This is a genomic window from candidate division KSB1 bacterium, from assembly GCA_022562085.1.
Taxonomy (GTDB): Bacteria; Zhuqueibacterota; Zhuqueibacteria; order Oceanimicrobiales; family Oceanimicrobiaceae; genus Oceanimicrobium.
This window is the reverse complement of record JADFPY010000112.1, coordinates 1-12187: the sequence shown is the minus strand read 5'-3', so window position 1 is coordinate 12187 and position 12187 is coordinate 1. Positions and strand designations below refer to the sequence as shown.

Below are 12187 nucleotides of genomic sequence, written 5' to 3'. Positions count from 1 at the left end.
CGGTGCCAGATATGAAGACCGTCTTGATGCGTGACGGCTTTTTTGTTTTTTGGGCAGCACGCATTGACTTCACACACATTACTTAGAACTCTTCAACGTGGCGTTAAAGTTACGTTATTTTTTTTCACCTTGCATTTCTGAACCTGAGGCTTTGTTGTCATGTGCCAACTTACCCGCGGACTCGGCCTTATATGACATTTCTGTTCGTCGGCTCACTACTTTGCTAAGGGCTTCCTCTCCACAATGCCTCACGGCTTTGCAGTTGCCTTTACGATTTTTCGCAATTCAAATCTATAGTTGATATTGGTGGCGCAAACGGGGTATTCATGATGGCAATTTTGGATGCGGCACCTAACGCAAAAGGAATTGTATTTGATGAAGAATATGTAGTAAATAAAACAAAAAGGAATATTGCGACAAAAGAGATGAGTGGCAGATGCACGGTTGAAGCAGGAAGCTTTTTCGATAGCGTACCCCAACATGCAGATGCTTATATGTTGAAAGGGATTTTACACGATTGGGATGATGAAAAGTCTAAACAAATACTAAATAACTGCGCTAAAGCAATGAAAACCGGAAAGAAGAACAACAGGCTCAAAAAGAAGCTGGCCGCGAATATTTTTAAAGCTGTCCACGAAGATTTAAATGCCCAGTCAAAGAAGGCCTTGAAGCAAATAAACAAAGGTGTGAAAAAGAACCAAGACTACTTCCCGGTGCACGTTATTCGCGGCGATATTTTAGTCGGCCGGGAAAACGATGAAGAGGCAGGGAAAGAATTTACTATAGCAGTCGAACTTGCGCAGAATTCGCCGTTGCCATACGTGTTCCGGGCCAAATTCTATGCAAAGCTCGACCGCTCAGATGAAGCAATCGCAGATTTGACCCAAGCAATTGCTTTAGAGCAATACAACAAGGCGATTGCGAGTTTAATAAAGTCGTTAAGCTGGATGGGCGCTCTTTCTGGGCTTACTACTGGAAAGGCTATTCTCACAAAAGCTTGCGGCAGCCGAAGCAGGTGGTTCGTGCTTTTCAAACTCTCTTAAAGTATGCACCCAAAGTATTTTAAACAGATTTTGCACGCAGAAACGGAGATCAAAAAACTGAAGAGATAATCCCAGATGGGAATTTGTTCAATCATCCGGATAGCAGAAATTCACTCTTAGAAACTAAAAACATACTTCATCGCGGATTTAATCACACTCGATTCTATATCTTCCACTATTTCAACTTCCCCGATTTTTCGCGGCAAAACAAATCTTATTCTGCCGGATGCGGCTTTCTTATCGCTTCCTATAAACTGAAGCAGTCTCTTTGAATCGATATTTTTCAATTTATCACTCAGGTTGAACTTTGCAATGAGTCCTTCGATTCGCAGAAAGTCTTCTTTGCTCAGCATCTTCAAGCTCAACGCTATTTTACTTTCTGCCAGCATTCCCAGCAGCACGGCTTCTCCGTGGGATATTTTTTTGTATCCCATCTCTGCTTCCAACGCATGCCCAATTGTGTGGCCAAAGTTTAGAATCATCCTGAGGCCGTTCTCTTTCTCATCTTCTGCGACAATTTCAGCTTTAATTCGGCAGCACTTCATGACAATTCCCTGCAGTAGTTCTAAATCAAGTGCTAAGATTTTTTCAAGATTTTCTGCCACCAACTCAAAAAGTTCGCCGTCTTTGATTATGCCGTATTTGATAATTTCTCCGAGACCGCAAACGATTTCCTTTTTAGGTAACGTTCTTAAAAGCTTCAAATCAGTCCAGACCATTTTGGGTTGATAGAACGTTCCAACCATGTTCTTGCCAAGCGGGTGATTTACCCCGGTTTTCCCTCCCACGCTGGAATCCACTTGAGCTAAAAGGGTGGTAGGAATTTGTAAATACGGAACACCTCGCTTATAAATTGAGGCAACAAACCCGGTGATATCTCCAACAACGCCGCCGCCAAATGCCAACATGGCTGTCTGGCGATCACATCCAAGCTCCAACATTTGGGTCACGATATTTTCAATGGTACGGAAGGACTTTGATTTTTCACCTGCTGGGATGGTAATCAATTCGAACGATTTCAGGGAAGTATTCAAACTTTTAGAAAGTGCTTCCCCATGATGTTTACTGACATTCGAATCAGTGATAACCACAACCTGCCCTGAGAAGTTATAAAGCTTGAGCATCTCCCCCAGGTTTTCCAGAATATTTTCGCCAATAAAAATAGGATAGGAGTTCTCCCCTAATTCGACTAATAATTTATTCATCGAAGTCCAAAATAATTTTCAAACTACCTGGTTGTTTTGCATGCTCAAATGCCTGCAAGGCCTGGCTAAATGGGTAAGTTTGGTCGATTAAGGCATCGACTTTCACCAGGTTGTTTTCCAATGTTCTGATCGCAGGTTCAAACGGACCGCATCGGGAGCCAACAATGGTGATTTCGTCAATGACGATGGGCGCAGCATTTAATTCCAAACTACCTTGATATGTGCTTTTCAAAACCAGCGTGCCCCGTGGACGAACAAGCTGCATTGCGCTTGCAAATCCGCTTGGCGATCCGGAAGCCTCGACAACAAAATCATATTTTCGATCTTCCATCTCATCAACCTTGAGCGTCGAGATGCCCCAGGATTGAGCTAAAACAAGTTTTTTAGGATGTTTCCCTATAAGTTTGAGCCTGCATCCGGTCAGTCGAAGAACCTGGCAAATCAACAGGCCTAATTTCCCATCACCGATCACGGCGACTTCACAATTTGGCTCAATTTTAATTTGTTCTAAAATTTCTAATGCTGCTGCCAGTGGCTCAACAAAAACCGCGGAAGAATTTGGTATTGATTCAGGAATTTCATGCAGGTTTCTAATCGGCAAAACAACGTATTCGGCAAATGCCCCATTTTGATTTAGAATGCCCATCACTGTTCGAGTCGGACAATGACGGCTTAATCCACGTCTGCAATAGAGGCATTCTGCGCAGCCAAAGTTTATCTCGCCGCAGATTCGTTTGCCAACCCACTCTTGATTTGCCGCCTTCTCAACCACGCCAACAAATTCGTGGCCAAGCACGCCTTCAAATCCCATATAACCTTTCACCAATTCCAGGTCGGTGTTGCAGATGCCGGCCATTTTCACTTTAACCAACGCTTCATTTTCGCCAAACACCGGAACCGGAATTTCCTTTAAAGCTAAAGAATCTTTTAAGTAAAGTGCTTGCATCGTTTAATCAACTTCTAAAATCCTTTCACAATATAAAAAGCTGCATCGATCCTGTCAAGACAATAAAAAATAAAAAAGGCTCCTAAAAAGGAGCCCTGGATTTACATTTAAAAACTAAAAGAACTGCTAGGTCTTTTTTCTCAAACTGCCAACGACAATACTTAAGCCAATTATAATTAAAACCACCGGCCAATAGTCAGCAAAATCCTGCCAGTAAATAACCCTAGCATTTCTAAGAAAGAAAACCGCGCCTAAAAAAAGCAATATGCCACCGGGAATTAATACGCCCCAATCGTCCGATCTAACAAAAAATAAGGCAATGAATCCGCAGCCAAATGCAACTAGAAATATCGGCCAAAAATCTTCAACGTAATAAAAATAATAATCGAAGGAAAAGATATCAAAGTTACGCATTAAGAAAAACAACCCCAATATCAAAAGAACAGTGGCAGGGAAAATAGCGCCTTTCTCTTTTTTAGTAAACATGGAAGCTAAGAAAAGTGCGCTGCCGCCAAGCATAAGGATGGGATAAAGATGGCGCCACCTAAAATTAAAGATATTGAGTTCATTAAACAAAAACAGTGTGCCAATAATAATTAATACAACTCCCGGAATATAAGATCTCTCCCTCTCAGCCATTTTGTTTCTCCAGAAAGTTAGTCCCAATTTGTCTTCACTCTCAGCCACTCGACTCCGCTCATGACAACCTTGTCGACGGTAGTGTTCTATGACAGGCTTCGACAGAGTCTATCCTGCCTGTCCCGATTTTGTCGGGGAGCCTGACGAAGGACTCCGTATGCAGAGTTCTATTTATTTTTTGCTTTTCGCCGAGGTTGTTTTAGCAGCAGGAGGGGACGCCTCGATGGCGGTTTCCTCGGGAATAATTATCATCATAACGATATAGGCAATAACGCCAAAAACGATACCGCTTGCAAATGTCACCAGGACAAAGCCGACTCTTACCAGGGAAGGGTCGATATTAAAATGTTCTGCCAGGCCTCCGCAAACGCCGCCAATCATTTTGTCTTTTACTGAACGCAGCAATTTATTTGCCATGGTTTTACCTCCGGATGTTTGCTTGTTTTTAACTTCACTTGTTTGTTTATCACTTTTACTCATCTTGAAAAGGTAAAGCACGCCAATTAATATAAGGGCAATTGGTAAAAGCAGATCAAATCGAAAGCTCCAAAGCCACCGGCCCGGCCAGTGCCAGGACCAATGGAATGGGTAAAAATCAAACCAATTAAACTCCCTCAGCAAAAAGCATGCGCCGATAAAAATCAGAACAAAGCCCCAAAGTAAAGTAGAATTATTCGACTTGCCCCCAGACTTTTCGGCGGCTTTTGTTTCTGAGGGGTTTTCAGGAATGATGATCCAGCATGCTATATAAGCCAAAAATCCGATGCCACCCACAAAAAAAGCAACGGCCCAAATAATACGGACGATCAATGTATCGATATTTATATATTCGGCCAACCCGCCGCAGACACCGCCGATCATCTTATCACTTTGTGATCGATAAATTCTTTTTCCAGGTTCTGTTTCGGCGTCAGTCTTTTTCGCAATCTTAACTTCGGTCTTTTTTTTATCAGCCATATTTATTTCTCAACTATTTTTATTTTTTTTCAATTGTGAAAACATGGGAAGCACTCTAAATCGCATTAACGTAAAAAAAGTAACAAGGTTTCGATGATGATGCTACACGAAGAAATCTTTTTTATTCAAGGGAAGCAGAAAATTCAAAGTTCTCAAAATTGTGTTTAAACAAAAATAGCGTCGAATTATTTTACGACGCTATTAATTTCTTCTAAAGGAATGAAGTAATCAAATTGCTTTTACTACCCGCCCGCTTTTAATACATTGGGTGCAGACGCGAATTCTTTTAACCTGTCCATCTATTTTAGCCCGAATCTTTTTCAAGTTGGGCAGCCAACGACGTTTGGTCGTATTGTGAGCGTGACTCACGTTGTTACCGACCATAGGTCCTTTTCCACAAATATCACATCTTTTTGCCATTTAAATCTCCGTCCTGTTTTTTCTGAATCTGAAATTCCTAAAAATAAAGCGCATAATTATAAGAAAAATAACTTAAAAATGCAAGTGGTTTAATTGCTTTTGTTTTGCACAGTTGGTATTTATTGAACCCGCAGTCTTCGTAAAAATTCTTTCGGCGTTCGAACAAGAACATGACCACCTTTGTAATGTTTAACGTTTCGAGTTACAATAAAATCTGCACCACATACTTTTGCAGCAGAAACTTGTAACGCATCCTCAAAATCTTTCATATTTAACGATACTGCATAAATTGCCTCTTTTATTGTGGTTGGAGCTACCTCCACAAACTTTAGCAAGTCTCTTATAAAATCCCTGGAATCCAAATTATGAGATTCTGGATCGACAATATAATAGAAATTCGAGAGTGAATGCCACGCAATAAATGCGTGAAAGGAACGTTGCTGTGCCATATCTAACACCGCGGAAGATTCCGCTGCGAAAGGCATTCTATCTAATGCCACATCGATCAATATATCGGTATCAAGCAAAAGATTCATGATAGAAAGCGCTCTCTTAATTTATCATATTTTGGTCCTTGTTTTCCAGAGGCCTTAAACTTGCCTCGCCATTTTTTTGAAAAAGCCGTTTCTTCTTTTTCTGTTAGTCCACGTAATAACTCTTCAACGAGTTGAGAAACTGACAGACCCTGAGATTGTGCATATTCTTTGCATAAGGGAATCAATTCCTGAGCAATGGTCAAATTAAGTTTCGCTTTCATTTCAACTCCTTTCAAAGATCTTTCTGCTTAAAGTATGGGGGAAAAACTTTTGGGGGAAAAACGGATTGACAACGCAGATATAATCAGAGTTACCGTTTGTGAAAAAGAGGGCTGATTACTCGGCCAAGGATTTATTTATAAATAAAGAAGTATCTGAATATAAGAACATAAAATCGTCACGTAACATCCCCTCATCATTCCATCTAAAACCGTTTGGTATAAAAAAAACTGTTAACGTAGGTGTTCAAGAATGATATTACGTAAATAGAAACGATAATCGAAAAAATATTATAGCACCCATAGAACAAAAGGAGAAAGATTCTCAATTCTCATCCAGCTTCGTACCGATTATTAGTTTCTTCACTCCACTCTGCTTGACAATGTCCATAATCCGAACCACAATTCCATGGGTAACATCCTGATCCGCTTTCAGGATTAACGCACCGTCTTGCATATTCGGCAAAGCCGCTTTTATTTTCTCACCCAAATTTTCTGTGAAAACCTCTTCACGATTGAGGAACATTTTGCCTTCTTTATCGACAAATAGAGTGAGATCTTTCTGTTCTATCACCACCGCACTTTGAGCATGCGGCAATTCCAGTTTTATTCCCGGCTGCTCGAGAAACGTCGACGAGACCATAAAAAAGATGAGCAGCAAAAACATCACATCTATCAGTGATGTGATGTTTATCATGACCTTGCGTTTCTGTTTAGTTTTAAACTGCATCGGCTTTCACCTTTCCTTTCACTTTCTCATTGGTGCGAAAAGAAATAACTTTGTTCAAAAGCGCTGAGGAATACTTCTCAATTTCCAAAATGAGGCTTTCCGCTTTGTTGGTGAAAAAGTTAAAGACTACAACCGCCGGAATACCAATCGACAGACCCGTAATGGTGGTAATCAGTGCTTCAGAAATACCCCCGGAAAGCGCAGCCGCCTGCCCAACTCCCAATTCTGAAATCACATTAAACACTCCCAAAATGCCGATGACAGTACCTAGAAGTCCCATAAGCGGCGCAATACCCGCTATGGTTTCCAACATGACCAAACCGCGTTCCAAGGCATGGACCTCTTGCCGGCCCTGGTCATTTAGGGCTTCTTTTATTTCATCTTTTGGAAGGTTGCGGTTTTCCAGACCGACTTTGATGATATTCGCAAAAGAGCCATCGTATTTTTCACAAATAGAAAGCGCCAATCCAATATCATTCGGGCCTTTAATATTATCTAAAACGTTTACGATTTCAGGTACGATGACCTTTTTTCTTCGCAAAAAAAACGCTTTTTCAAGGACAATCGCAAGTCCTAAAATTGAGCATATCGCCAGCGGAATCATCATGATTCCACCTCTTACTAAGAATTGCCAAACTTGCTCCATGGTCACTCCTTTCTTGATTAACGTCCTCTGATATAGAAGAAAAACTTTGCCGTGACTTCTAAAAATGGTTCAGGAAAATCATCCGGTAAAGCTCGAAACGGTGCAGAAATATTAATTGAACTGATGCTGGTTTTCATCAACGTTTCATGCCCGGTGTACTCTAATAACTGCAAATCCCGCAACTCCCCATTGGGATATATTTTAAACCTCAACAAAGTTTCGCCTTTAATTAGGCCCAGATGAGTAAAAGCAGGTGGCGGAAAAATATTCCCCTGCACTTTCTTCTTTAAAACAAGCATATAAGGCGCGAAGTCCCAATTGTATGTATTAAAGGACATGCCACCCATATCCGGAGCCCGCGACTTTTGATTATCGTATCTTACTCTTGGTATGTTTTGTGAAACACCTGCTTGCATTGTCTGTTGCGGCCTGGTTAAAAATTGACGATTAAAATCACTTGTCCTGTTATCTACAATGTTAGTTGTTTTTTCTTCCTCCACTTTATTTTGTGAATGGGTCATTTCTTCTGGTGTATTATTCGCCTCAGCTTGTACTCCGGGCTCACCAAGGGGACCCTGCTCAGTGGGCAATTCCGGAAAATCAAAATCGCCTCTCGCGAAAGGCGCCCCGGTATCCAGATTAGGATCGGTCTCTGAATTTCGGGCCAGGGCATTTTTATCGGAAGCGAACTGAGGATCCTTTGGCGGGTCTTTAACTTCCGCATCATCCGGCACCTCAACAACTTGTTTTGGGCGGTTTTGTTCCTGGAGCTCAAACACGAGCGGCTCATTGTCCAAAGGACTCTCGTGGCTTGTAGCAAACAAATTCCATTTCAAAGCACTTGCCCAAATCAGAATGATCAGCAAGTGTAGCACCATGGAACCAATAATTGTTTTTAGTCTTTTCGAATCCAAAACTTTGTTTGCTAAATTTCAACTCGCATTAAATCTTCAGCCAACTTAATCTCCCCGTCAAATTCTCTGCGACAGACCTCCAAAATATCCACTTCATCGCAGGGAGGGTACAAATGCGTCAGGATTAATCTATCAACCTCTGCCCTGCTGGCAATTTTTCCGGCTTCGGTCGGAGTTAAATGGCCCTTAACTTTCATATCATCCGGAAAAGAACATTCCAGAAGTAAAACATCGGCGTCTTGAGCTAACTCGATGATACCTTCGCAAAAGTCCGTATCTCCGGAATAAACAAATATTTTGTCATTCAATTCAAACCTGTAACCGATTGCACCCTCGGAATGTTTCATTAACTTAGTTGTTATTTTTAGTCGTTCAAAAGAAAGGTTACTTTCAGCCATTTCAACAACTTCAATTTCATAGTCACCTTCAACTAATGCTTTTCCGTATAAACCAACCAGGCCGTTAAAAAAATCCTTAAAACCTACAGGGCCATGTAGTTCCAATTTTTTTTCGCGTGCAAACCCGGGTGTATGCCTGGTTGAAAACAAAAATGGGATTAAATCGATGGTGTGATCCGGATGAAGATGGGTGTAGAAAATCTTGTCGATGTCTTTATAGGATACCCCTGCTTCAAGGCATTTCAATAATGTTCCAGTTCCACCATCAAGTAGAAAAATTTGATTGCCGGTTTTCAGAACATAACCTGAAGGACCCCGGTGCGGTTGCAACGCTGCTGTGCCGCTGCCAGTGATAATCAATTCCATGCTGTCAAAAATATATTTATTGTGTATACTAAATTCCTAAATTTCTGTCTTTCTTTAAAACAAAGTTTCTGAAAGCTGAGTATTAAGTTTGTGTCTCTTTCTGAATCCAATTTAAATATTCCTTTGACCCCGCTACAATCGGCAAGGCAATGATCTCCGGCACCTCGTAACTATGTTCTTCTTTTATTTTTTTTTCCAATGCTGAAAATTTCTCCCCTGAGGTTTTCACAATCATCAGCACTTCTCCTTCCTCGCACACTTCGTCATGCCAATTAAAAATCGAAATGATCTCCGGGATCACATTTACACACGCAGCCAATTTTGCTTGAACCAACTCTTTTCCGAGTTTTTGTGCCTCCTCAGTTGAACCAGTCGTGATCAATACAACAATTTCATCGGCCATCTATCTTATCCTTTATTAGACATCCTGATACTTGCAGCATTCCAAAGTATTTATTTAACCTGTGACTTTCAAGGGAAATATAGGCGTCACCGGGTTACCCGCCGTTGACCCCAAAAAGAGGGAAATCCAATCCTTATCAAAAAAAGCTTGACATTCAAAAAGCATTTTGTTACATTCTCGCCACTTATTAAAGCAACTAATTTGATTCAATGAATAATATTCTTTCCACAACTTACACTTGGCAAAGTTGGTATTGGTGGTATTCCACCTTAGTGGGAAGGATATGTTTAAAATGCCAGACATAGCAATTTAAGCAAATAGAAGAGTTTTTCCAACCCACTATATAAGAGATTATATAGTGGGTTTTTTATTTTAGGGCGGTTTCAAAATGAAAGTGTTGAAATTTACAGAATTTGAGAATTTGGTTGCCCATGGGAATGTAATTCCTGTTTATGCCACCTATTTCGCAGATTTATTGACTCCGGTCTCAGCGTTTCTGAAACTTCAGAAGATAACGGACAAAGCTTTTTTACTTGAAAGCGTTGAGGGCGGCGAAAAAACCGCCAGGTATTCTTTTCTTGGCTGCAACCCGTTTTGTACCGTTAAATATTCTGAAAACCGCATTGAATTAGAAAAAGCCGATAAAAGGACCTTCTTTGAAGGTGATATTTACGATTATCTAAAACATCTGCTGCAAAAATATCAAACGGTTCACCCGCCCGGGCTGCCACGGTTTACCGGCGGCGCAGTTGGTTATTTAGGGTACGAAACCATTCAGCTCATTGAAGAAATTCCTTTAAACAGGGAACGGGAAATCGACGTCCCTGATGCGATTTTCATGCTATTTGACACCGTCCTGGTTTTTGACCACCTAACCCATCAAATTTATATCATCACCAATGTTTTCCTGGACAGAGAAAAAGATTGGGCATTGCAGCGCATCTACCAGAATGCAATTGAAAAAATCAATTCCATCAAAAACATCCTGAATAGTAATTTAGAAATTACCATAGAGCCAACCACCACTCCATCGGATATTTCCTGCAATTTGACCCGGGAAGAATTTGAAAAGGCCGTAATTAGAGCTAAAAAATATATCGAGGCCGGGGATATTTTTCAAGTAGTGCTCTCCCAGAAGTTTCAAAAACAAATTACCGTCGACCCGTTCACCATCTACCGGGCTCTCAGGGTGATCAACCCCTCACCGTATTTATACTATTTAAAAATGGATGACTTCTCTATCATCGGTTCCTCGCCTGAGCTTTTGGTAAGAGTCGAAGACCAGATGGTAGAGGTTCGACCTATTGCCGGGACACGGCCTCGCGGTAAAAACGAAATGGAGGATTTGCGTTACAGCAAAGAATTGAGCAGCGATGAAAAAGAAAATGCCGAGCACGTCATGTTGGTTGACCTGGGTCGAAATGACGTCGGGCGGGTGAGCGAGTACGGCTCCGTAAAAGTCACTGAATTTAAAGGGATCGAAAAGTATTCCCACGTCATGCATTTGGTTTCCAACATTCAGGGTAAATTGAAACCTGGACTCACGGCAGTTGACGCCCTGAAAGCTTGCTTTCCGGCCGGAACTGTGTCCGGGGCTCCCAAGGTTCGCGCCATGGAAATCATCAGCGAGTTGGAGCCATCTGCACGGGGAGTTTACGCCGGCGCTCTCGGGTATTTAGATTTCTCCGGTAATCTTGATACATGCATTGCCATCAGGACAATCGTTGTAAAAGGCGATCAAGCTTATTTCCAGGCCGGGGCGGGGATAGTAGCTGACTCAATACCTGAGCGGGAATATCATGAAACCCTGAACAAAGCGTCTGCACTGAAAACCGCAATCGAATTTGCGGAACGAGGATTACAATGATTTTGGTTATCGATAATTATGATTCATTTACATTTAACCTGGTTCAATATCTCGGAGAGTTGGGCGCGGATTTACGGGTGCATCGAAACGATAAAATCACATTAACAGAAATAGAAAAACTTAACCCAAAGGGAATCATTATCTCTCCGGGACCGGGAAGGCCTGAACAGGCAGGAATTATATTAGAACTGATTACCCGGTTCGCCAGGAAAATACCCATCCTTGGCGTTTGTTTAGGTCATCAAGCCATTGGACTGGCTTTTGGCGGAAAAATTGTCGCATCCCCAAAACTCATGCACGGAAAAACATCCCAAATTTATCACACAGGTAAGGGTCTCTTTCAAAATTTGATTAACCCATTAACCGCTACTCGCTACCATTCATTGCAAGTGGAAAAAGAGACGCTCCCGGCTGATTTACAAGTAACCGCGAATACCGATGACGGGGTAATCATGGGTATACAACACAGGTCTTACCCGCTTTTTGGGGTACAATTTCACCCGGAGTCCATTTTAACAGCTCAAGGGAAAAAGTTATTAAAAAATTTTCTGAGATTTTTAAGGTAAAAACTTTGGCCACAGAATTGAATTGCCACAGAAAAAAACATAGAGATGCTGAATAAAGATTTCCGGCCAATGAGCTTCAAGCTCTGTAGGGGACAGGCATGCCTGTCCCCTACGGTTTTGCAACCAAATTCAGCGAAGTGCGACCCCGCCCCGACTTTCCTTAAATTTTTTTATAATAATGAAATCGGGACGGAGGCGCACGAAGCCCGCGCAGGATCCCTCGCCCCGTTGGATAGTCAGGGGAGGTAAAATTTTTGTTAAACAAGAGGTACTTATCCCACGGGACGAGGAGCCGGAGCGGTATTAAAAAGACACACTAATCAAATTAAGGAT

Annotated in this window: 14 protein-coding genes and 2 pseudogenes; 3 read left to right on the top strand and 13 right to left on the bottom strand. The window is 41.6% G+C overall.

Annotated elements, in window-relative coordinates; translation table 11 throughout:
* The first annotated feature begins 266 nt into the window (after positions 1-266).
* Positions 267-1043 (top strand): annotated as a pseudogene (locus IH879_11130) (hypothetical protein).
* Between the two features lie 116 nt (positions 1044-1159).
* Here the strand turns inward: IH879_11130 and IH879_11125 are convergent.
* The 13 genes and pseudogenes from IH879_11125 to IH879_11065 all read right to left on the bottom strand — a co-directional run bounded on the left by IH879_11125 (position 1160) and on the right by IH879_11065 (position 9421).
* Positions 1160-2248, bottom strand: coding sequence for a 3-dehydroquinate synthase (locus IH879_11125; protein MCH7675489.1), 1089 nt, complete (start codon positions 2246-2248; stop codon positions 1160-1162).
* A complete protein-coding gene (locus IH879_11120) occupies positions 2241-3194 on the bottom strand; it encodes an alcohol dehydrogenase catalytic domain-containing protein (GenBank protein ID MCH7675488.1) in 954 nt (317 codons plus the stop codon). Before IH879_11120 ends, IH879_11125 begins: the two co-directional genes overlap by 8 nt.
* Before the next feature lie 126 nt (positions 3195-3320).
* Positions 3321-3833: a hypothetical protein gene (locus tag IH879_11115; protein ID MCH7675487.1), complete on the bottom strand. Its 513-nt coding sequence runs from the start codon at positions 3831-3833 to the stop codon at positions 3321-3323.
* Between the two features lie 171 nt (positions 3834-4004).
* Positions 4005-4250, bottom strand: a complete 246-nt coding sequence (locus tag IH879_11110) for a PspC domain-containing protein (GenBank protein ID MCH7675486.1) — start codon at positions 4248-4250, stop codon at positions 4005-4007.
* A 42-nt stretch (positions 4251-4292) separates the two neighbouring features.
* Positions 4293-4790, bottom strand: a pseudogene (locus IH879_11105) (PspC domain-containing protein).
* A gap of 228 nt (positions 4791-5018) precedes the next feature.
* A complete protein-coding gene (locus tag IH879_11100) occupies positions 5019-5210 on the bottom strand; it encodes a 50S ribosomal protein L28 (GenBank protein ID MCH7675485.1) in 192 nt (63 codons plus the stop codon).
* A gap of 119 nt (positions 5211-5329) precedes the next feature.
* Positions 5330-5746, bottom strand: a complete 417-nt coding sequence (locus IH879_11095; protein MCH7675484.1) for a PIN domain-containing protein — start codon at positions 5744-5746, stop codon at positions 5330-5332.
* Positions 5743-5967 carry a hypothetical protein gene (locus tag IH879_11090; protein ID MCH7675483.1) on the bottom strand — a complete coding sequence of 75 codons (225 nt, stop codon included), beginning with the start codon at positions 5965-5967 and terminating at the stop codon, positions 5743-5745. The genes IH879_11095 and IH879_11090 overlap by 4 nt, the downstream gene beginning before the upstream one ends.
* A gap of 322 nt (positions 5968-6289) precedes the next feature.
* The gene (locus IH879_11085) at positions 6290-6694 is read right to left on the bottom strand and encodes a biopolymer transporter ExbD (GenBank protein MCH7675482.1); all 405 of its coding nucleotides are present in this window, start codon (positions 6692-6694) and stop codon (positions 6290-6292) included.
* A complete protein-coding gene (locus IH879_11080; protein ID MCH7675481.1) occupies positions 6684-7340 on the bottom strand; it encodes a MotA/TolQ/ExbB proton channel family protein in 657 nt (218 codons plus the stop codon). The genes IH879_11085 and IH879_11080 overlap by 11 nt, the downstream gene beginning before the upstream one ends.
* Before the next feature lie 17 nt (positions 7341-7357).
* Entirely contained in the window at positions 7358-8254 is an 897-nt protein-coding gene (locus tag IH879_11075) for a hypothetical protein (protein MCH7675480.1), read from the bottom strand.
* 11 nt (positions 8255-8265) lie between these two features.
* The gene (locus IH879_11070; GenBank protein ID MCH7675479.1) at positions 8266-9018 is read right to left on the bottom strand and encodes an MBL fold metallo-hydrolase; all 753 of its coding nucleotides are present in this window, start codon (positions 9016-9018) and stop codon (positions 8266-8268) included.
* Positions 9019-9100: 82 nt separating this feature from the next.
* On the bottom strand, positions 9101-9421 hold the full coding sequence (locus tag IH879_11065; protein ID MCH7675478.1) for a divalent-cation tolerance protein CutA: 321 nt from the start codon (positions 9419-9421) through the stop codon (positions 9101-9103).
* 388 nt (positions 9422-9809) lie between these two features.
* Between IH879_11065 and trpE the strand changes: the two genes are divergently transcribed.
* Together trpE and IH879_11055 are read left to right on the top strand one after the other, a co-directional pair.
* Positions 9810-11288, top strand: a complete 1479-nt coding sequence (gene trpE, locus IH879_11060) for an anthranilate synthase component I (GenBank protein MCH7675477.1) — start codon at positions 9810-9812, stop codon at positions 11286-11288.
* Positions 11285-11854 carry an aminodeoxychorismate/anthranilate synthase component II gene (locus IH879_11055; protein ID MCH7675476.1) on the top strand — a complete coding sequence of 190 codons (570 nt, stop codon included), beginning with the start codon at positions 11285-11287 and terminating at the stop codon, positions 11852-11854. Before trpE ends, IH879_11055 begins: the two co-directional genes overlap by 4 nt.
* The last annotated feature ends 333 nt before the right edge of the window (positions 11855-12187 follow it).